Consider the following 22089-nt stretch of genomic DNA (forward strand, 5'->3'; position numbering starts at 1 on the left):
AATATTTTTATTATGAAAAACACATTTTCAACCTCTTTTTTTACGATCGCAGTTATGGCAATCTTTACAACCTTTATTTCATGTGATAAGGATGATGCTCCACAAAAAGTAGTAGTACTTGAGACAAAAACAGTTTCAAATTTACCAGCTCCACAAACAGGTGGTCAAGGACAACCAGAAGGAGGGCCGTTCACCAAATTTAGTTTTTCTCAAAATGCAGTTGTTACAAATGATGTTTGGGATATTGCTTTTAGAGGGACAAAAATAATTGTTAACGGAGGCTCATTGATTGGTCTTAAAGAAGAACCATCTAGAAAAGGTGTTGCAGCTGTAAGTATTGTAACGGGGTCATTGAGCAGTATTACAGCTATTCCAGCTGCAAATACATTTATTCAAGATGGTGATAAAACCTATTCCTTTCCTACCTCGGGTATTAATTCATGGTATGATTATAATGCTACATCGCATATTATTTCTGCCAAAGCAGGTAAAGTATACGTGGTAAAAACACACGATGGGAAATATGCTAAATTCGAAATTTTAAGTTATTACAAAGATGCACCCACATCTCCTGATGGGACTTCTATATCTCGATTTTATACATTTAAATTCGTTTATCAAAACAACAGTTCAATCTCTTTCTAGAGGAAAAACTGTTTAGCTTGAATTCATTTTTAGTTGATTTTTTTATTTTTTTTTTGAATTAAAGAGGCTGATTATTTCAGCCTCTTTTTGTTTTATTCAGATAATTTTAAAAACATTCCTTTTTTTATTACTAATACCTTTTCAACTTCAATACCAAATCATTAATTTTACACCTTAATTAAAGAGAAAAAGAATTATGTTCGATAATTTAAGCGAAAAACTAGATAAAGCCTTCCATATATTAAAAGGTCACGGAAAAATAACCGAAGTAAACGTAGCAGATACTTTAAAAGAAGTTCGACGTGCTTTACTTGACGCCGATGTTAACTTTAAAATTGCCAAAGATTTTACTACCAAAGTAAAAGAAAAAGCAATAGGTCAGGACGTTTTAACAACGCTTCAACCAGGGCAACTATTAGTTAAGTTAGTCAAAGATGAATTGACTGAATTAATGGGTGGCGATGTAGCCGGAATTAATTTATCGGGTAATCCATCTGTTATTTTGATGTCTGGATTACAAGGTTCTGGAAAAACTACTTTCTCTGGAAAATTAGCCAATTATCTTTTGACTAAGAAAAACAAAAAACCATTATTAGTTGCATGTGATATTTACCGTCCTGCGGCGATCCAGCAATTATATGTAGTTGGAGATTCTATTGGTGTTGAGGTATATTCAGAACCAGAAAATAAAAATCCAGTTGAAATTGCTCAAAACGCAATCAAACATGCTAAAGCAAATGGGTTTAATGTTGTCATTGTGGATACCGCTGGTCGTTTGGCTGTGGATGAAGAAATGATGAACGAGATTGAACGCGTACATAAAGCGATTCAACCACAAGAAACCTTGTTTGTAGTTGATGCTATGACAGGTCAAGATGCCGTAAATACAGCAAAAGCATTCAACGACAGATTGAATTTTGATGGTGTTATCTTAACAAAATTAGATGGTGATACCCGTGGTGGAGCTGCTTTATCTATCAAAACAGTTGTAAATAAGCCTATTAAGTTTGTAGGTACTGGAGAGAAAATGGAAGCTATTGATGTTTTCTATCCTGTACGTATGGCCGAGAGAATCTTAGGAATGGGTGACGTTGTTTCCCTTGTGGAGAGAGCTCAGGAGCAATTCGATGAAGAAGAAGCAAGAAAAATCCAAAAGAAAATTGCTAAAAATGAATTTGGTTTTGATGATTTTCTTTCTCAAATTCAGCAAGTAAAGAAAATGGGTAACATGAAAGACTTGGTAGGAATGATACCGGGTGCTTCAAAAGCGATGAAAGATGTTGAAATTGAAGACGACGCTTTCAAACATATTGAAGCTATTATTTACTCAATGACCCCAATTGAACGAAGTAAACCAGCTGTGATTGATGTAAAACGTAAAGCAAGAATTGCTAAAGGTTCAGGGACAAAAATCGAGCAAGTAAATCAGCTAATGAAGCAGTTTGACCAAATGAGCAAAATGATGAAAATGATGCAAGGTCCGGGTGGAAAAAACCTAATGAAAATGATGGGCGGAATGAAAGGCGGAATGCCTGGTGGAATGCCAGGAATGAAATAAAGAATTTAAAAAGAGAGTCTTAAAGTCGTTATGATTTTAAGACTTTTGTCTTTACTATATTAAACAAAACAACAATGCAACTACTAGACGGAAAAAAAACAGCAGAAGACATTAAAAGCGAAATTGCTGTTGAAGTACAAAAAATGAAAGCCAATGGTGAGAAAGTTCCTCATTTGGCAGCCCTAATCGTAGGGAATGATGGCGCAAGTTTAACCTATGTAGGAAGTAAGGTAAAAGCCTGTGAAAGAGTAGGGTTTGAGTCTACTTTGATTAAAATGCCAAACACTACTACAGAAATTGAATTGCTTAAAAAGATCAAAGAATTAAATGAAGACGAGCAAATTGACGGTTTTATTGTGCAATTGCCACTTCCTAAACAAATTGACGAGCAAAAAGTTTTAATGGCGGTTGACCCAAGTAAAGATGTTGATGGTTTTCATCCGGAGAACTTTGGGAAAATGGCATTGGATATGACAACTTTCATTCCTGCAACACCATTTGGTATTCTAGAATTGTTAGATCGCTATGGAGTAGAAACAAAAGGAAAGCATACTGTTGTTATTGGCCGCAGCCATATTGTGGGTAGACCAATGAGTATTTTGATGGGACGCAAAGGTTTTCCAGGGAACTCAACAGTGACACTTACGCATAGTTACACCAAAAATATAGAAGAAATTACCATTCAGGCTGATATTATAATCACAGCTTTGGGTGTTCCCAATTATTTAAAAGCGGATATGGTGAAGGATGGAGCAGTTGTTATTGATGTGGGTATTACCCGCGTTCCTGACGAAAACCACGAGAAAGGATACGTAATCACCGGTGATGTAGATTTTGATCAAGTAAGCAAAAAAGCATCTTTTATTACCCCAGTTCCTGGTGGAGTAGGACCAATGACCATTGCTATGTTGTTAAAAAACACACTCTTGGCAAGGGAAATGAAGAGAAACAAATAAAAATTTTTACATAGAAAGCCTCAAATTTATTTTTGGGGCTTTTTTTTGTCTTAAGATGCTCCTAAATTATAACTAGTAAAAGCTTAGAATCTAAATTTAAAGAATACTTTTGCAACACTTTAAAAAAAAAGGTAATGGACGATTATTATTCGGAAATGTTAAACTAAGATAGCACTTGAACAATTTTCAAGAGGCTATACATAAACCTATAGGATTTTGAAATGAGAGCTTTTTACAAAAACAATAACGGATTAAGTGTCACTACTAATTGGACTCCAAACTGCTGGATCAATATTGAATGTCCTACCGAAATAGAAAAAAAATATTTACTCGAAGAATTACAAATTCCCGAAGCATTTTATAATGACATTGAAGATATTGACGAAAGACCAAGGATAGAAATTGAAAATGGTTGGACTTTGATTATCATGCGAATTCCTGTGAAAAGCAACGATGTGAAATTGCCTTTTCATACGATTCCTGTTGGTGTTGTTTTCAAAAGGGAAGTTTGTATCACCATTAGTTTTCATAAAACAGAAATGCTTTCTGATTTTGTGATTTACACCCAACGTAAAAAAATCGATATTAAGGACAACTTTGATTTGGTGCTCAAGCTATTGTTATCCTCTAGTGTTTGGTTTTTAAAATACTTGAAGCAAGTCAATCAAAAGATAAAATTAGCCGAGGATAATCTCGAAAAATCAATCAAAAACGAAGAATTACAGGCTTTACTCCAAATAGAAAAATGTTTGGTTTTCTTTATGACTTCCTTGAAAGGCAATGATATTCTATTGCATCGAATCAAAAATATCAAATCTCAAAAAGAGCATTTTGATTTAGAATTATTGGAAGATGTAGAGATAGAATTGCGCCAAGCCCAAGAAACTACCAATATATATAGTGACATCTTAACCGGTACAATGGATGCATACGCCTCTGTGATATCAAATAATATGAATACGATTATGAAGCAAATGACTTCAATTTCGATTATTTTGATGATTCCCACCTTGATTGCCAGTTTATACGGTATGAATGTTCCCAACGATTTAGAGAATAACCGCTATGGCATCTGGATTGTAATTGCAGTATCTATTATGCTTTCGTGCTTTGGAGTATTTTTGTTCAAAAAGAAAAGATGGTTTTAAGAAACATTATTTAAAAAAAAAATATTTTTTCTTCTTCCTTTTCTTGGATTATACATTAAAAACAATAACTTTGTAATTCAAAGTACTTTTATTATGAGTCACAATATTCAAGAAGATTTAGTTCACATTCGTTCCATGATGGAACGTTCTTCAAGGTTTATTTCCCTTAGCGGATTGTCAGGTGTTTTTGCAGGAGTCTTTGCGCTACTTGGTGCGGGTTATGCTGCTTTTTTGTTTGAGTCAAATGAGATGTCTTATTTTGATGGATTGGAGAAAGTGTACAGTGTTGATTTGATTTATAAACTAATTGTAGTGGGGATTGTAATTTTAGTTCTTGCTCTTCTTTCTGGATTTCTATTCACTTTTAAAAAGAGTAAAAAAAATAATGTACCAATCTGGACTTCTACCACAAAAGTGATGCTTTTGCAATTAGCAATTCCTTTAGCAGTTGGAGGCGTCTTTTGTCTAGCTTTAATATATCATGGTCTTTTCGCTTTTTTAGCGCCAGCTACTTTACTTTTTTACGGATTAGCATTGGTAAATGCGGGTAAGTATACGTATTCAGATATTCAGTATTTAGGATACTTTCAATTATTTCTTGGGGGTGTATCTTTATTTTTTCTAGGATATGGATTGATTTTTTGGGCCCTTGGTTTTGGAATTCTACACATAGTCTACGGAACAATTATGTTTAAAAAATACAGATAATCATGGGTATTATCGATAAATTAAATAAAGATTTCGAAAGTCGAATCCGATTAGGATTAATGTCTGTATTGATGGTAAACGACTGGATCGATTTTACAGAGATGAAGGCATTATTAAATACTACTGATGGAAACTTAGCGAGTCACTCTTCTTCTTTAGAGAAATCAGGCTATATCGAAATCAAAAAAGAATTTGTGGGTAAAAAACCAAAAACCTCGTATCGAGTGACCAATATGGGGAGAGCTGCTTTTGTTTGCCACTTAAATAGTCTTGAAAAATTATTCAAATCTAAATAAACCTTTTTTTTAACTTTTTACTTTGAAATACAAAGTACTTTTAAATTTATAATTATGAAAAAACTACATTTTATTTTAGCAAGCAGTTTGGTTTTTACATTGCTTTTTTACAACGAAGATTTGGGGCTTAATTGGGCTATTTTTGGGATTGTACAAATCGGATTAATATGCTATTTTTTCCAAGAGAAGTTTACCAGTAGGATGCATTTGCTGTTAGTGGTTGCATCGGTTTTGTCTTGTTTTGCGTTTGCTTGGTATGGCGATTTTCCGTCGTTTTGTGCCATGTCTTTATCAATTATCTTTTTACAATTCAAAACTCAAGAACCTAAACTGAAATTGTTACAAGCTTTTCCTTTGGTTTTGTTCAATGGAATTACCTCTTTAGGCCGTATATTCATGTTTAGTCAATACCTTCCTAAACGCAGAATCAATAATGGTTTTATAAAAAAACTGATAGCTTACTTTGTTATTCCACTTCTATTTCTTGGATTGTTTTTAGTAGTATACTCATTTGCAAGTGATCATTTTTTGTCTCTGTTTACCGGTTATTATTTAGACATCGATGTTTGGCAAGCAATTGTAATTTCTGCTTTAGGATTTTTTATTTCATTCACTTTCTGGAATTATTGGATACCAGAGATTTGTTACGAAAAGAATAGTTTATTAGATAATGATTTTGATGACGTCGACAAGATTCAAAATAAAAACTCATTTTCGTTTTTGGATATTGATTTCGAAAGAAGAAGTGGAGAGATTACGTTCTTTCTTTTGAATGCATTGCTATTGGTTTTCATTGTAACTTATAACTATGAGCAGTTTTTTGAAGTGGTTAAAAAATCAAATTTAAGTTCGGATACACATGAACGAGTAAATGCTGTAATTTTATCAATTATCATGGCAGTTGGTGTAATCTTGTTTTACTTCAAAGGTGGCTTTAACTTTGATGAAAAAGCGATATACCTTAAAAAATTAGCCAAAATTTGGATTGTTTTAAATGGAATTTTAATACTTTGTACCATAATCAAAAACACAGAGTACATTTCGTTTTATGGATTGACCTACAAGAGATTAGGTGTGTACGCTTTCTTAATTTTAGCAATAATAGGATTGATTATTTCTTTTATAAAAATTGCTAAGCAAAAAACAAATGCTTTTCTTTTCAATCAAATGATGTGGGGTTTTTATGGGATAGTTTTATTAACCAGTTTTGTTAATTGGGGCGCTATAATTACTTATTATAATATTGAAGTTAATAAAGGGGTTGAACCTGTATTTTTATCAGGCTTAAATTTTAATGATGAAATTCGTAGAAAATTTATTCAAGAAAACAAATTAGATGGTCAATACAATGAAATGATTAGGGAAAAGGAAATTCTAAAAAATCAAGAATGCTCTTTTTTGTCGAAAGCTTTGTATTATGAGTTTGTGAATACTAAGTAATTCTATTAAATATAAATCCCATTCTAGTTCGAGTAATTGTGTAACTAGAATGGGATTTCTTTTTAATAATCCCCGCGTTTCTTAAACCTAGGATCATCTCTTTTTATAAACTCAGTTCTTTTTCTTGGTGTTTCTACTTTTGGTAAACTAGCTTCTTCTGTTTTGCTAGATGGCTCAATAAGAGCATTGAGTTCTTTGATTTCGGCCTCAGTCAAATCACGGTAGCGCCCCACAGGAACATCTAGCGAAATATTGATAATCCGAATGCGTTTTAAGGCGGTTACGTCATAGCCTAGATATTCAGTCATTCTACGGATTTGGCGGTTTAAACCTTGTGTTAGGATGATCTTAAATGTAAATTTACTGATTTGCTCTACTTTACATTTTCTAGTTACGGTATCTAAAATAGGTACACCATTTCCCATTCTTTCAATAAAACGATCAGTGATGGGTTTGTTTACGGTAACGGTATATTCTTTTTCGTGATTGTTGCGCGCACGTAATATTTTATTAACAATGTCGCCGTCATTTGTCATGAAAATCAAGCCTTCACTGGCTTTGTCTAAACGCCCAATTGGGAATATTCGCTTTGGATAATTAATATAATCTACAATATTGTTGTGTACATCAAGGTTTGTGGTACACTCTATCCCTACTGGTTTGTAAAAGGCAAGATATACTGATTTTTCTGTTTTTTCACGAATTAATTTGCCGTCAATGCGTACTTCGTCATGAGGTGCTACTTTGGTCCCTAATTCGGGTACAACACCATTGATGGTCACTCGTCCTTCTTCGATGATTTTATCAGCTTCGCGGCGGCTGCAAAAACCTGTTTCGCCAATGAATTTATTGAGGCGTTTTAATTGATCTTCCATCTTGCAAAAGTAATCAATTTGCAAATTATAATAGCTATTGATTTTGAGATTGCTTGTAAAACGAACTTATCAACTTTACGACGGATTTGCGTGAAGGATAGCAGCGAAAATCCTTTTTTAGGGCTTTTTTTGCCCAAAAAAGATTGTAGCGAATAGCCTGGTCGCCGCGGCGAACACGCCCTAATTTTGAATGAACTGACTAATTTTTTCGTATAAATTGTGGTCGTGCATGCTGTGGCCGAGGCCAGTTGTGGTAATAAAAGTAGCATTTTTCCAAGTTGCGGCGATTTTGTTGCCTTCGTGAATGAGCACTACTTGGTCTTGCTCATCATGGGCAAGAAAGCCTTGGGTTAGCATGTTTTTTGCAAAATGTTGTCCTGCAAACTCATCTGTATTGAGTTGAAAAACATCACGATAATATTTTTTTAGGCCAGTTAAAATTCTAGAATTGAGGCTTAACAACGCGATATAATTGTCTAATATTATTTTGAAATCGCTTGGTGCGCCAAGGATAACCATTTTTTTTAAGTCGTCGCTTTGGTAAACGTACTGGTAGTACAAGCAGGTTTTGCCACCTAGTGAGTGTCCGATTAAAGTTTGTGGTTTAAAATGCTGTACCACTTGGTGTAAAAATTCGGCATAATGCGGAATATTGAATGTGGTGCCGCTGGAGAGTCCGTGCGCAGGACCGTCAAGTGCTACGATGGTACTACCGGTTTTTGCGAGGTAAGGCAAGAGTTTTTCCTAACGCGAAGCGTTGCTCTCCCAACCGTGTACTAATAAAATCACATGACTGTTGCCAGGCCAAGTATAGGTTTGTATTTTTTGATCTTGAAAAGAGAGTGTTTGGGTTTGGGCTTGTTGCAGTACGGCGGGTAATTGGTCAATTTGTAACTTTCCATCGCGAGGTTTACTGAATAAGTTGTATGCGAGTTGTATCGCTTTTGTTGGGGCAAGGTAGCTGAGTAGGTTGATGTAGGTACCCACTGACTTGGTAAAAAGAGTATAGAATATCTGCTTGATCATAAAAAAAGTCCCGATGTTATCGGGACTTTAAAGGTATTATATTTTTGAGAACAATTGTTCCATTTTCTCTTTTTCTTCTTCTGCAAGAACGCTATCTACTAGTATTCTTCCAGAGTGCTCATCAGTAATGATTTTTTTTCTAGAAGCAATTTCAACTTGCGTTTGTGGTGGAATAGTAAAGAAAGAACCTGCTGATGCACCTCTTTCTATTGAAACTACTGCTAAACCATTACGAACACTTCCTCTTATTCTTTTGTAAGCATTTAACAAACGCTCCTCGATTAAGTTTTGGAATTCGATAGATTTTTCAGATAAGAATGCTTCTTCTTTTGCTGTTTCAGCTAAGATTGCATCTAATTCTGATTTTTTATGTTTTAAATGATTCGATTTAGATTCTAATCTTTCTTTTGAGCCTGCAATTACTTCTTTCTTATGCTCAATTGAAGCTTTCATTTCTTTGATTTGCTTTTCAGCCAATTGAATTTCAAGTTCTTGAAACTCTACTTCCTTTGTCAAAGAGTTAAATTCTCTATTATTACGAACCGTTTCCTGTTGTTTTGTATATTTTTTGATAGACTCTTTGTGCTCATCAATAGCTATTTTTTTAGCTTTGATAAGGTCTTCAATAACTTCAAGTTCTCCTTTTAATTTTTCTGAACGTGTGCTTAAACCAGCCACTTCATCTTCAAGATCTTCTACCTCTAAAGGCAATTCACCTCTTACGTTTCTGATTTCGTCAATTCTAGAGTCAATAAGTTGTAAATCGTAAATTGCTCTTAACTTGTCCTCAACACTTAATTCTTTTGTATTCGCCATATTCTATAAGTACTTAACTGGATTTGAATTTTCTTCTGATAAAATAACTGCAAAATTAAGGATTTTTTTTCGAAGATACTCTACAATATAATTTTTTGTATAGCGTTCGCTTTCAAAATGTCCAATATCTGCTAAAAGGAGCTTATTTTCCGCTTCGTAAAACTGATGGTATTTCAAATCAGCTGTTAAATAGGCATCTGCTCCAGCTTGAATTGCATTTGAGATAGCAAAACTTCCAGCTCCGCCAAGAACGGCAACTTTTTTTATTTTATTACCTGTAAAGCTAGAATGTCTGAGGCCACCACACTGCATTTTGTCTTTTACGAATTCTAAAAATTCTTTTTCTGGCAAGGGATTAGGAAGTTCACCAATCATACCTAAACCAATGTTTTGATGCTTATTGTTTAAATTATAGATTTCATGTGCAACTTCTTCATAAATGTGGCTGTTAAATAAAGCAGTAAGGATTTTGCGTTCCAAATGTTTCTCATAAGTCACTTCTATTTTGACTTCAGTGGTTTGAACAAGTTCATAGCGTTCTCCTACTAAGGGATTACTGTTTTGATTGCCTCTAAAAGTTCCTGTTCCTGTAGAGCTAAAACTGCAGTTGTCATAATTACCAATGTTGCCAGCGCCAGCTGCAAATAAAGCGTTTCGAACGATTTCGGCATTGTCAAGCGGGGCGTAAGTCACTAGTTTTCGAATAAATTGCTCTTTAGGAATCAGGATTTTTGTATTGATTAGCCCTAGAGCATCACTAAAAATTTTATTGACACCTTCTTGATGGTTGTCTAGAGCAGTATGAACGGCATATATAGCGATATCATTTTTTATAGCTTTGATAACAGCACGCTCTACATAATTTTTTCCGGTTATCTTTTTTAATCCAGAAAATAAAATGGGATGAAAACACACTACAAGATTGCATTTTTTTGCAATAGCTTCATCGATAATAGTCTCGAGAGCATCATGACAAACCAATATTCCGCTGGCTTCGGTCTCTTGATCACCTACAAGTAATCCTACATTATCAAAATCCTCTGCATAGGCTGTGGGAGCCATTTCTTCGAGTACGTAAATTATTTCTTTGATTTTCATGTTTTTGACAAAGATTGGCACAGATTTTATTGACACAAAAATTAAAGGAATATTTTATAATTGCTTAAATCTGTACTAGATTTTTAATTCAAAGATAATTTATTCTACTTTCGTAAAATGAAATTACTGAGAAAAATACTGTTTCCGTTTGCTGTTTTGTATGGCTTGGTCACCAGTATTCGTAACTTTTTATATGATATTGGAGTACTTAAGGCTACTTTTTTTGATGTGCCAGTTATTGCTGTTGGGAATTTAAGTGTTGGAGGTACTGGAAAATCGCCTCAAATAGAATATTTAATCCGTTTACTTAATGATAATTATAATGTAGCTACATTGAGTAGAGGATATAAAAGAGAGTCCTCAGGATACATTTTGGCGCAAGCCGGAACCACTGCAAAAATTTTGGGTGATGAACCGTTTCAATTTTTTAGTAAATTCCCAACAATTCAAGTGGCTGTAGATGCCGATAGAAAAAACGGAATAGAGCAGTTAATGCAATCAACTCAAAAGCCCGATGTTATTTTGTTAGATGATGCTTACCAACACCGAAAGGTAAAAGCGGGGTTTTATATTTTACTAACAGCCTACGGAGATTTGTATGCTGATGATTGTATGTTGCCCACAGGGAATTTAAGAGAACTAAAAGTTGGTGCGAAAAGAGCATCCATAATAATTGTTACAAAATGTCCTGAAAACTTGAGTTTAGAGGAACAAAGTAGATTGCGAACTAGACTTAAAGTTAATGATCATCAAGAATTATTTTTCACTTATATTAACTATGATCCTTATTTTTTGGGTCATAATTATAAAATCAATAGAGATACGTTAAAAGGTGTAAAGAAAGTTTTGATTGCGGGTATTGCAAAGCCTGATTCATTTTTTGATGCCATTAAAGAAGAGGGTGATGTTTGCTTAGCATACCCTGACCATCATGATTTTACAGATAGTGAAGTTTTAGAAATAAAAAAAATAGCGCAAAACAATAAAATTATTACCACCGAAAAGGATTATGTGCGTTTGAAGGAACATTTCTCAGGGGAACAGCTGTTTTACTTGGGTATAGCATGTTCATTTATATCAGGTGGTGAGAATTTTAATAAAACAATTTTAGATTATGTGGGAAGAAGTACAAGAAACAGTTAGTTTCATACAAGAGAGAGTTAATTTCACTCCAGAATACGGTGTTATTCTAGGTTCAGGATTAGGAAGTTTTACTAGTGATATGCAGGTTGATTTTACTTTACCGTATAATGAAATTCCTAATTTTCCTGTTTCAACTGTTCAAGGTCATAAAGGGGCTCTTGTTTTTGGGACTATTGGGAGTAAAAAAGTAGTCGCCATGCAAGGCCGTTTTCATTATTACGAAGGCTATTCTATGACCGAAGTTACTTTTCCGGTACGTGTAATGAAGTTCTTGGGTGTTGATAAGCTTATTGTATCTAATGCATCAGGAGGAGTGAACCCGAGTTATAAAGTAGGATCTATTGTGATGATTACGGATCATATTAACATGACTCCAGAGCATCCTTTGAGAGGGAAAAATGACGAACGTTTTGGCCCTCGTTTTGTTAATATGAGTGAGCCTTATTCCCGCAAAATGATTGCAAAAGCAACCGAAATAGCTAAAGAATTGAATATTGTAACACATGAAGGCATTTACCTTGGTTTGCAAGGACCTACATTTGAAACTCTAGCAGAATATAAAATGGTAAAAATTTTGGGAGCTGATTGTGTTGGGATGTCTACTGTTCCAGAGGTTATTGTGGCTAGACACATGGATTTAGAAACTTTTGGGATTTCTGTTATTACAGATATGGGTGATGCTGAAAGTATAGGAACGATTTCTCATGATGAAGTTCTAGAAGCAGCAAAAGAAGCCGAACCACAAGTTCGCAGTTTAATAAAAGAACTGATTATGAATTACTAATTACTTTAGGTGATCAGCAATTATGGAATAAAAAACTTCGGGTATGAACGGTTTAGTAATTACATCGTTCATACCAAAAGATAAAAGCATTTCCCGGTTTTCATCAAGAGAGATAGCAGTAAGGGCTATAATGGGTGTAATATTGTCAAATTTTCTAATAGTTTCTGTTGCTATCGTACCATTAATTCCGGGTAAATGAACATCCATTAAAATTAAGTCAAATTTTGAAATTTTTAAAAGTTCAATAGCTTCTTCGCCATTGTCAATCACTTCACAAATTACTTTTTTATTAAAAAGCATTTTTGTGGTGATCATTTGGTTGATTTTATTGTCCTCTACTAGTAGTATTTTCTTATTGATAAGTTTGGATTCATAATTTTGCTTGCTTGTAGAAACGATATCTATGGGTTTTTTTCCTATTTCAAATTTTAATTGAAATGAGAATGTAGATCCTTTATTTACAGTGCTTTTAAGGTGTATTTCACCTCCTAGAATGGTTATTAATTTTTTTACAATTGTTAGCCCAAGTCCAGTACCTCCATATTTTCTATTAACTTCAATAGAGCCTTGTGAAAAACTATCAAAAACACTTTCTAGTTTTTCTGCTGGTATGCCTATTCCAGTATCAATAATTTCAAAATGTAATGTGGCATACTTATCTTCTAGATTATTGAGTTTTGCAACCACATTTACTACTCCATTTTTTGTAAATTTTAGCGCATTATTAATCAGGTTTAAAATGATTTGAGAGAGTTTAGTTGGGTCTCCAATGAGAAAATCTGGAATGGTATAGTCAACATCTAATTTGAAATCATTGTTATTTACGATGGCTAACTCCTTGAGAGATTGCTTGATGTTGATGAGTAGTTGTTTTAAGTTAAAGGGAATTTCTTCTATTTCCGTTTTGTTAGATTCTATTTTGTTAATTTCTAAAATTTCATTGATAAACTTAGTCAGGTAATCACCAGAAAATTTTAAGGAGGAAAGGTAATCTATTTGGTTTTTTTTAGGATCTTCTTCAAGAAGTAAATGGGTGATTCCATTGATTGCATTGAGCGGGGTCCTCAGTTCATGACTTACCGTAGAAAGGAACTCAGATCTGGCTTGAGATGCTTTTTCAACTTTGTTTTTAGCAATCTCTAGTTCTTTGTTTTTATCCTTTAAGAGCTGGTTTGATTTGGTTCTAATTTTATTGTTTTTGTAAAGAGAAAGGCTTAATAATGATAAGATAGTAATTAAAGCAATAGCAAGTATACTAATGATTTTTGATATTTTTTTGGATTTTAGTTCTTCTTCTTTTTGAATTTTGAATTGATTTTGTTCTTTAAGACGTTCCGCTTCTTTAAATTTAGCGTAATCATCAACTCCAAGTCTTTTATTATTGAGAAAAGTTAACTCTTCTTTTAGTTTTAAATATTGTTTTAAATATTGATATGCTAAATTTTTATCTAATGTTTTGTCATAAAGTGTACTTAGCGCTAGTACTATAGATGTCTTTAGTTCAATATTATTATTAGCGTTAAGAGCCTTTTTTAGATAGGCTATTGCCAAATTATTTCTATTGTATTGTGATTCTATAGTTCCTATTTGATACAAAGTCTTTGCTTTTAAATCCTCTAAAATAGAAGATTCTGGCATATAAATAATAGATTTAAAAATAGTCATAGCCTCTTGAGTTTTTCCAGTGAACCGATTAATAAGTCCTTTTTGGAGTTTTACTTCAAGAATTTTATTCGTGGTTTTTAAATCTTTGTATAAATTTTCGGCTTTGTTAAAATAGGGGGATGCTTCTTTATAATTCTCCTTGGCCATGTAACAAAGGCCAATATGGTAGTAACTTTCGGCTTTCGCTTTATTCGAAATAGTAGTATTGTTGAGTGTAGCACTTTTTAAAAAACTAACTAGCGCATCATCATATTTTTTTAAATCATAAAGAATTTTACCTAAATTGAATTCATGAAGAGCTTGCTCTATGTTTTTGTTGTTTTTTTTTGCAAATTGTATTGCTTTTTGTGTAAAAAACAAAGCATTTCTATAATTATCGTCCTTGATGTTTTGATTGCTGAGCGTGTAATAATAGGTCAAGCTATCTGCCGTCACTTTGGAGTGTGAGGCAAGTATACCAGTAAAAAACAATACAGAAAAGAAAAAACATTTCATTTGCCATGTTTTTTTTGAAAAATTACTATTTTGATGTTAAAAGAATCAAATCAATAAGCCTTGATGAATATCCTATTTCATTATCATACCAACCTACTACTTTTACCATTTTATCAATTACAGAAGTAAGTTGTGCATCAAATATACATGAATTTTTATTCCCTATTACATCTACAGATACAATTGGGTCCTCCGTATAATCTAATATTCCTTTTAGAGTGTTTTTTGAAGCGTGTTTAAAGGCTTCGTTAATTTGTTTGATACTGACGGCTTTTTTTACATTAAAGGTAATATCAGTTAAAGATCCATCCGGAACAGGAACTCTTATGCCACATCCGCCTATCTTCCCTTCAAATTCTGGGAATATTTTTGTCAACGCCTTTGCTGCACCTGTTGTTGTAGGAACTATAGATTGACTTGCACCGCGAGCTCTTCTTAAATCTTTATGAGGCTGATCGTGTAAGCTTTGATCTGTTGTGTAAGAGTGAATTGTGGTAATGTACGCTTGTTCTATGCCGCAAAGATCATTGATTACTTTAATCATTGGGGCAGCATTATTTGTAGTACAACTTGCATTTGAAATAATTGTTTCTGTACCGTCAAGAATTTCTTCATTAACGCCTAATACAACGGTTTTTATTACATCTGTCTCTGAGGGTGCAGATAAAATTACTTTTTTGGCACCAGCCAGAATATGCGTATGTAATTCATCAAAAGTCTTGTACTTTCCTGTTGATTCAATAACATAATCAATGGAGCAACTTTTCCAGTCTAGGTTTTTTAAATTTTTTTCGTGAAAAAAAAGAAAATGAGATTCGCCAACTAGTATTCCTGTTTCATCATAGCTCACGTTATGCGGTAACACACCGTGTATGCTATCATATTTTATTAAATGTGCCATAGTTTTTTTGTCGGCTATATCATTTATGGCAACAACTTCAATTGTTGGGTGGTTTAAAAGTAAGCGGAAAAGATTCCTTCCAATTCTTCCAAAACCGTTTATCGCAATTCTAGTTTTCAATATTTTTTTGTTTAAAGTTTCAAATTTCAGTTTTAAAATGAAATTTTGTTGTACCAATACCTTGTTACAATTTTAAAGAATGTGTTTCTGTGCTTTATAAGACGAACGAACAAGAGGTCCACTTTCTACATGACGAAAACCTAATGACAAACCATATTCCTCATATTTTGCAAACTGATCAGGAGTTATGAATTCTTTAACAGGTAAATGTTTTTTACTCGGTTGAAGGTATTGTCCTATGGTGACTACATCTACATTTGCCTCTCTCAGGTCTCTTAATGTTTGATATACTTCTTCTTCAAGTTCACCTAAACCTAACATGATACCAGATTTAGTTCTATTGATGCCTTTTTCTTTTAAGTAACGCAATACCTCAAGTGTACGATCGTATTTAGCTTGTATGCGGACTTCTCTAGTTAATCGTCTCACTGTTTCTACATTGTGCGAAACAACTTCGGGATTTGCAGCAATTATTCTGTCTAAATGGGTTTCGTTTCCTTGAAAATCAGGAATTAATGTCTCAAGTGTCGTATTTGTATTCATTCTTCGAATAGCTTTTACTGTTTCAATCCAAATGATTGAGCCACCATCTTTCAAATCATCACGATCAACACTTGTGATTACTGCGTGTTTGATATTCATGATCTTTATAGATCTCGCTACTTTTTCTGGTTCTTCCCAGTCTACCGTTTCTGGTCTACCGGTTTTTACACCACAAAAACCGCATGAGCGCGTACAAATATTACCCAAAATCATAAATGTAGCAGTCCCTTCGCCCCAGCATTCTCCCATATTAGGACAACTTCCGGATGTGCAAATAGTGTTTAAACTGTATTTGTCAACTAATCCTCTAAGTTCTGTATATTTTTGACCAATGGGTAGTTTCACTTTTAACCATTTTGGTTTTCCAGTGACGTGTTCTGCCTTGATTTGGGTTTTTTCTAGTAAATTGTTTTCTACAACGTTTTTCATATCTCAATTTTCTGAGTGCAAAGATAACTAAAGTTGAATTATAAAAGGGTAAAACCAAATCGTGAATTAGACTTATACAAAGCATAAAATTTTACTTAACATATTTTTTAGAGGATATTGTTTGGGTTGGAAATTATAAAATAATTCTTTGGTATTGTCTTTGTAAGAGATGATGAAGTATCTCAACGTTTAAAAAAACAATGTTGATGTGTTTTATTTTTTTTAACATAAATTAGTACATTTGTTTAAAATTAGAAATCATGAAAAATAAATCAATAATTTTAGGAGCTTTGTTCGTTTTACTAGGAGTTTCAACCGCTAACGCACAAATAAATTTTGGAGAGAAAGCTCTTGGAGCTGTTCAAAAAGGGGTGGCAGGTTTTACATTTAGTGATGCTGATGCAGCTTCATTATCAAAAGCAGCAGTAGATAAAATGGATGCTGAACATGTTATTACAGGTGCTAAAGATCCATATACTCTTCGATTAAATAAGCTTTTTGGAAAACATAAGACTACAGAAGGAGTTGCACTTAATTATAAAGTATATAAATTAAACGAGGTAAATGCATTTGCTACCGCAGACGGAAGTGTTCGTGTCTATTCTGGTTTAATGGATATTATGGATGACAATGAGTTGCTAGCAGTAATAGGGCATGAAATAGGTCACGTGGTTAATACTGATTCAAGAGATGCAATTAAAGCTGCTTATAAAAAGGAAGCAGCTTTAGGTTTATTAGCATCCCAATCTGATAAAGTTGCAGCTATAACAGACAGTCAGTTAGCTAAAGTGGGTAGCCAAATGATTGATAGTAAACACAGTAGAAAACAAGAGTCTGAGGCTGATGAGTTTTCATATAATTTCATGAAAAACAATAGCTATAATGTTAATGCAGTTTCATCAGCGTTTGCTATACTAGCAAAAATGAGTGAAGGAGCTGAATCTTCTTTCTTGGAGAAAATGATGAGTTCTCATCCTGATCCAAAAGAAAGAGCAGAAAACGCTAAATTAAGAGCAGAAAAAGACGGTCTTTATAAGCCTTATGTAAAGCAAAAACCAGTTGTTGCAAAAAAAGCACCAGTTAAAAAGAAAAAATAATTTTTGAAACTAAAAAAGGCAGAACCCTATGTTCTGCCTTTTTTTATGTTGGTGTTTTTAGTTCATTTGAACCGTAATTGGCAAGGTGTAGGCGGTACGTACTGCTTTACCGCCAATCATGCCAGGAGTCCACTTGGTTCGTAAAGATTTCAAAACTCTAACCGCTTCTTTTCCTAGTCCGTAACCAGGATCTCTTCTAACTTGTATGTCAGTCATGCTACCATCTTTTTCTATTACAAAAGAAACAAAGATTTTAACCGTTCCATTGAGTTCAGTTTCTTGTTTTTCAAAATTATTTCCCACATACGTGTAAAACTTATTGATACCTCCTGGAAATTCTGGAAGTTTATCTAGCGCTACACTGTTAATGATAGTGTTTCCAGTTTCAGGTGTTTCCACTGTGTTTTGAACAGTTGTACTTTGACCGGTGTTAACAGCCACTATGCCAGTTCCGTCAGATGGCGTTGTATTTACAAGTGGTAGATCAGTGTTTTTAGCAATATTTTGCTCTGCGTTTTCAGTAGATACAATAATAGGATTAATTAATGCTTTACTTTTTACTGGATTAGCAATACTTTTTGTTTTTAAGGGAGGTAATGCTTTTTGAGGTTGTGTTTTATTTGGATAGACATCTGTTATTTGGACAATTTTATCTGTCAAATCTGGCTCAATAGGGGTAAAGGTTGTCTCAGGATTAAAAATTGAGACTAGTGTAGGAATGCTTATGGCACCCACTAATAATGTTACTCCCATGAAAAGTGCTGTAAGTGACGTTTTTGTACTCTCTTGACGAAGTTTGTACGCACCATACTCTTTATTTCTGTTTTGAAAAACAAGTTCAATCCAGCCGGTCTCGTAAATGCTTAATTTAGACATAATATGTGGTTTTTATGGTTAAGTACATTTACATCATAAGCAAGTGTTTTTTTTATTAATAACGAGTCCATTGTGTTATTATTGTAATTAATTTTTAAAATTTTTAAAAATTGATTGAATTATATTTTATTATTTAACTAAATTAATTTTATTAAAATACTGCGCAAAAAAAAGCGCATCACTGTATCAGGATGCGCTTGTATTTTTGTAAAAAAGAATTACTTAGAATGCATATTTAAAACCTATCTGAATTTGAAATGGATTACCAGATAAAGCAGGTAGACCAGCATTGTTTACACGGTAGTTAAACTGTTGTCTAGTACTATCAAATCCTGGAACTGCAGCATTACCGCCAGATGCAGGTGTTCCTAGTGCATAGAGAGACTGGCTATTCAATGATTTATTAACTCCCCTTTCTTTGTTTAGTAAATTCGCAACATTAAAAATATCAACAGTAAATTCTATGAATTGCTTTTTGGGAATACTGATTTTTTTATTAATTCTAATGTCAACAAGACCATAAAACTCATTTATACCACCGTTACGCTCTGCAATTTTACCAGAGTAAGAGTTGATATAATTTTTTAAGCTTGAACTTGCTGCAGGATTATTTAAAATAGTTTGTAAACCAGTTTTGATATTTTGTGGAACGGTTGGGCTATTGATGTCAAAAATGTACGCTAAATCATTTGAAGCTGTTACAAAATCTCCATTTGTATTTCCTCCAGATAATAAACTATATCGTGTACCACCAATTCCTGAATAGCGAATTCCTACACTAAACCCGTAAAAAGTTGGTAATGATCCATAAAACACCACCTTGTGTCGAAAATGATTATCAGAATATGTCATTTTACTTAAATTTCTAGGATCATCCTCTACTGGTAATACAAGTGTAGCTGTGTTAGCCACATTTCCGTTGAAAGAAGTGTTGTCTTTGGTGTCATTTAGGGTGTAACTAGCCGTAATTTCTCCATCTTTAAAATATTTGTAAGTAGCATCAACAACTAGCGCAAATTGATTTACTTTTCCTTCACTGTTAAGTTCTAAAACTCTCCCTAATCTATTGCTTATTCTACCTTGCATCCAGTCTGCAGCTCCATTTGCAGGTATTGAACTTGCTGGAACAAATACGCCGCGATTTCCTTCGTTTGCCAAATTAAAAAACGGATTGCTAACCATATTTCTATCTACATACACATAATTATTACGTCCTAGAGTAGCATAACCAGCAATTCCCATTTTTAAATGATCTGTAAAAAAATGTGTGTAAGATACATTAGCTTTATAAACCACAGGTACTTTAGCATCGGTACCAGTATAATTTATAGTTGGTAATTGAAAAGCATCTAGCGTAGGTATGCTAGAAAAGTTGTTTCGGTAACCTATGAAGTCAGGTACAGGAACATTTGGTGCTCTAACATCTACAGTTGCAGTTTTCTTTCCGTCAAAATATAAATTGTTAATGATGGCATAGTTATTTAAATCTGATGCAAAAATTCCTGCTCCTGCGCGTATGTAATCTTTGTGGTTTTCCTTTACATCCCATGTCAATTGCACTCTTGGTTGTAATATAGCCGATTGTAATTTGTTGTCGGTTCTAATTCCTAATTGATCAAAGACCAATTGGTTGAAAGTTGCAGTTGGATACTTTGCATAATCAAAACGTAATCCTAAAGTTAGGTCAACACCCAGTGCTACTTTTGCTTGTAATTGTCCATATATCCCTACATTTAATATATTCGAATTAACAGTAGGATCAGCCACTAATGGTACTTCTCTAAAGTAACGATAAGGAGTACCATTGTCAAAATTTGCAACGCTATTAAAATGAAAACGACCGTTTACTTCGCTACCATACACTGATTTTGAATTGGTTTGCATAATGTCAAATCCAAAAGTGTATTTTATTTTATCGGTATTGTAGTATAGATTGTCTACAATTTGAAAAACATTATTGGTGAATTTTTCTTGTGCAAATCGGTGTCCTCCTATTTGAATATTGGTGGTTCTCACAGCGCCATTAATTGTGGAGGCTACATTTTCTACAATGGCTCTAGGAATGTTATAAGAAGGCAATTGATCACCAGGGTTACTGTCTTGAAAAGTGTAAAGATGTTGCACTTTTAATTCGTTTGTGATTTTAGGATTTACAGTTGTTCTCAATGAAGCTAAAATACTGTTATCAATATTATAGTCATCACCAAAAGACTCATATAAATTAATTGCTGTATTGTCTTGCAATCCCAGTTTATTGTCATCAAACGTAAAGTTGTTTCGAATTGTAAGTAGGTTTTTACTATTTAATTGCCAATCCAAACGAGCAAATGCTGCATCCGAATTTCTTTTTTTATCAAATGATCCATATTGAGGTGAACTTGAAACGCCATATTTATTTCTAGCAATGGTTACAAAATTGTCCAGCGTTGCTTTGGTTACATTAAACCTAAGCTCATCTTCTGGCGATTGAACATCTGCAATAATCAATGGTCTAGAATCTTGTTGATGATCCCATGCTACAAAAAAGTGTAGTTTGTCTTTGATAATAGGTCCGCCCAAGGTAAAACCATATTGAGTCGTTGTAAAATCATTTTGACGTCTGTTTCCTCTAATGTCATAAGCACTAGAAAGCCAGTCTGCTCTATTGTAAGCAAACATACTTCCAGAAAAATCATTCGTCCCGGACTTAGTAACGGCACTCACTGTTCCACCACCACTACGACCATAACCTACATCATATTGATTTGTGACTACTTTAAATTCTCTTACAGCCTCAATAGAGATGGAGTAGGGTGCGCCACTTCTGCTGGTGGTAGCTCCTGCCGAAGTTGGGTTTTTTGCATTCATACCATCTAATGTATAATTAGTAGACGATGCTAGTTGTCCTGAGATGTTTCCTCCACGTGTTAATGGAGATAAATCCATTAAGTTGGTGAAATTTCTTCCGTTTACGGGTAAAGAATTAATGAGTTTGGCTGTAATTGCAGTTGCTGCGCCTAGATTTCCTGTTTTGTTTTTTAATCCTCTGCCTACCACTTCTACAACCTCTAGGGTTTGCATTTCGGTTTGCATTTCGATGTTAATCGTAATTAAATCACCTTGATTGAGCGTGTATCCAGATCGTTGTTGTTCTCCATATCCGGATGTTTTTACAGTAATAGTGTAAGGACCACCTAGAGGCAATTCTTTAAAAGTATAAACCCCTTTAAAGTTACTAAGTGTAGTAGTTTTAAATCCAGTAGATTCATTTTTTAGGGTAACATTTGCTTCTTTTATAGTCTCATTATTTGTGCCTGATATGGTTCCAGTAATAGAGGCTTGTGTGGTTTGTGCATGACTTGTAGTGCTTATAACGATAATCCAAAGCATCGTAAATAAGAACATTTTAATATTTTTCATGAGTTTAGTGTTTAGTTTCATGCTGGCAAAGGAATCTAGAAATAGAAAAAAAGGTGTTACATTAATACTAT

General features: G+C 33.8%; 20 protein-coding genes. 10 read left to right on the plus strand and 10 right to left on the minus strand.

All coding sequences use genetic code 11. The annotated features are described in order from the left end of the window. Positions 1-12 precede the first annotated feature (12 nt). The 7 genes from IQ05_RS11725 (at position 13) to IQ05_RS11755 (ending at position 6751) form a co-directional block, all read left to right on the plus strand. Positions 13-645 (plus strand): HmuY family protein, encoded by a 633-nt coding sequence (locus tag IQ05_RS11725; protein WP_144893182.1) that lies wholly within the window; start codon positions 13-15, stop codon positions 643-645. 196 nt (positions 646-841) lie between these two features. Beyond that, positions 842-2203 (plus strand): signal recognition particle protein, encoded by a 1362-nt coding sequence (gene ffh, locus IQ05_RS11730; protein ID WP_144893184.1) that lies wholly within the window; start codon positions 842-844, stop codon positions 2201-2203. A 74-nt stretch (positions 2204-2277) separates the two neighbouring features. Beyond that, a complete protein-coding gene (locus IQ05_RS11735; protein ID WP_144893186.1) occupies positions 2278-3159 on the plus strand; it encodes a bifunctional 5,10-methylenetetrahydrofolate dehydrogenase/5,10-methenyltetrahydrofolate cyclohydrolase in 882 nt (293 codons plus the stop codon). A 221-nt stretch (positions 3160-3380) separates the two neighbouring features. Beyond that, on the plus strand, positions 3381-4307 hold the full coding sequence (locus IQ05_RS11740; protein WP_144893188.1) for a magnesium transporter CorA family protein: 927 nt from the start codon (positions 3381-3383) through the stop codon (positions 4305-4307). Positions 4308-4400: 93 nt separating this feature from the next. Then, positions 4401-5015, plus strand: coding sequence for a hypothetical protein (locus IQ05_RS11745; RefSeq protein WP_144893190.1), 615 nt, complete (start codon positions 4401-4403; stop codon positions 5013-5015). A gap of 2 nt (positions 5016-5017) precedes the next feature. After that, positions 5018-5311: a winged helix-turn-helix domain-containing protein gene (locus tag IQ05_RS11750; protein WP_144893192.1), complete on the plus strand. Its 294-nt coding sequence runs from the start codon at positions 5018-5020 to the stop codon at positions 5309-5311. Between the two features lie 54 nt (positions 5312-5365). Further along, positions 5366-6751: a DUF4153 domain-containing protein gene (locus tag IQ05_RS11755; protein ID WP_144893194.1), complete on the plus strand. Its 1386-nt coding sequence runs from the start codon at positions 5366-5368 to the stop codon at positions 6749-6751. 62 nt (positions 6752-6813) lie between these two features. On the opposite strand, the gene rluF is transcribed toward IQ05_RS11755, so the two are convergent. From rluF to IQ05_RS11775, 5 genes are all read right to left on the minus strand, one after another. Next, complete coding sequence (gene rluF, locus IQ05_RS11760) at positions 6814-7626, minus strand: 23S rRNA pseudouridine(2604) synthase RluF (protein WP_144893196.1); 813 nt, start codon at positions 7624-7626, stop codon at positions 6814-6816. A 180-nt stretch (positions 7627-7806) separates the two neighbouring features. Beyond that, positions 7807-8361 (minus strand): alpha/beta fold hydrolase, encoded by a 555-nt coding sequence (locus tag IQ05_RS11765; protein ID WP_317133642.1) that lies wholly within the window; start codon positions 8359-8361, stop codon positions 7807-7809. Positions 8362-8370: 9 nt separating this feature from the next. Continuing rightward, entirely contained in the window at positions 8371-8652 is a 282-nt protein-coding gene (locus IQ05_RS15585) for a hypothetical protein (RefSeq protein WP_317133643.1), read from the minus strand. A gap of 36 nt (positions 8653-8688) precedes the next feature. Then, a complete protein-coding gene (locus IQ05_RS11770) occupies positions 8689-9468 on the minus strand; it encodes a zinc ribbon domain-containing protein (protein WP_144893198.1) in 780 nt (259 codons plus the stop codon). A gap of 3 nt (positions 9469-9471) precedes the next feature. Next, complete coding sequence (locus IQ05_RS11775; RefSeq protein ID WP_144893200.1) at positions 9472-10566, minus strand: Nif3-like dinuclear metal center hexameric protein; 1095 nt, start codon at positions 10564-10566, stop codon at positions 9472-9474. A 117-nt stretch (positions 10567-10683) separates the two neighbouring features. Here IQ05_RS11775 and lpxK point away from each other — a divergent pair, with 117 nt between their 5' ends. Both lpxK and IQ05_RS11785 read left to right on the plus strand, forming a co-directional pair. Further along, positions 10684-11709 carry a tetraacyldisaccharide 4'-kinase gene (gene lpxK, locus IQ05_RS11780; protein ID WP_144893202.1) on the plus strand — a complete coding sequence of 342 codons (1026 nt, stop codon included), beginning with the start codon at positions 10684-10686 and terminating at the stop codon, positions 11707-11709. Continuing rightward, positions 11681-12493, plus strand: coding sequence for a purine-nucleoside phosphorylase (locus IQ05_RS11785; RefSeq protein WP_144893204.1), 813 nt, complete (start codon positions 11681-11683; stop codon positions 12491-12493). The genes lpxK and IQ05_RS11785 overlap by 29 nt, the downstream gene beginning before the upstream one ends. Here IQ05_RS11785 and IQ05_RS11790 read toward each other — a convergent pair whose 3' ends face one another. From IQ05_RS11790 to lipA, 3 genes are all read right to left on the minus strand, one after another. Continuing rightward, on the minus strand, positions 12494-14653 hold the full coding sequence (locus IQ05_RS11790; RefSeq protein ID WP_144893206.1) for a tetratricopeptide repeat-containing hybrid sensor histidine kinase/response regulator: 2160 nt from the start codon (positions 14651-14653) through the stop codon (positions 12494-12496). Between the two features lie 25 nt (positions 14654-14678). Next, positions 14679-15674, minus strand: coding sequence for a type I glyceraldehyde-3-phosphate dehydrogenase (gene gap, locus IQ05_RS11795; protein WP_144893208.1), 996 nt, complete (start codon positions 15672-15674; stop codon positions 14679-14681). A 72-nt stretch (positions 15675-15746) separates the two neighbouring features. Continuing rightward, positions 15747-16646 carry a lipoyl synthase gene (lipA, locus tag IQ05_RS11800; RefSeq protein WP_144893210.1) on the minus strand — a complete coding sequence of 300 codons (900 nt, stop codon included), beginning with the start codon at positions 16644-16646 and terminating at the stop codon, positions 15747-15749. A 260-nt stretch (positions 16647-16906) separates the two neighbouring features. On the opposite strand from lipA, the gene IQ05_RS11805 reads away from it, so the two are divergent. Beyond that, complete coding sequence (locus IQ05_RS11805) at positions 16907-17743, plus strand: M48 family metalloprotease (protein WP_144893213.1); 837 nt, start codon at positions 16907-16909, stop codon at positions 17741-17743. Between the two features lie 57 nt (positions 17744-17800). Here the strand turns inward: IQ05_RS11805 and IQ05_RS11810 are convergent, their stop codons facing one another. Continuing rightward, a complete protein-coding gene (locus tag IQ05_RS11810; protein WP_144893215.1) occupies positions 17801-18619 on the minus strand; it encodes an energy transducer TonB in 819 nt (272 codons plus the stop codon). Between the two features lie 222 nt (positions 18620-18841). Further along, positions 18842-22018, minus strand: coding sequence for a TonB-dependent receptor (locus IQ05_RS11815; RefSeq protein WP_144893217.1), 3177 nt, complete (start codon positions 22016-22018; stop codon positions 18842-18844). Positions 22019-22089 lie beyond the last annotated feature (71 nt).

It is taken from the genome of Flavobacterium tiangeerense (assembly GCF_007830355.1).
GTDB classification, from domain to species: Bacteria; Bacteroidota; Bacteroidia; order Flavobacteriales; family Flavobacteriaceae; genus Flavobacterium; species Flavobacterium tiangeerense.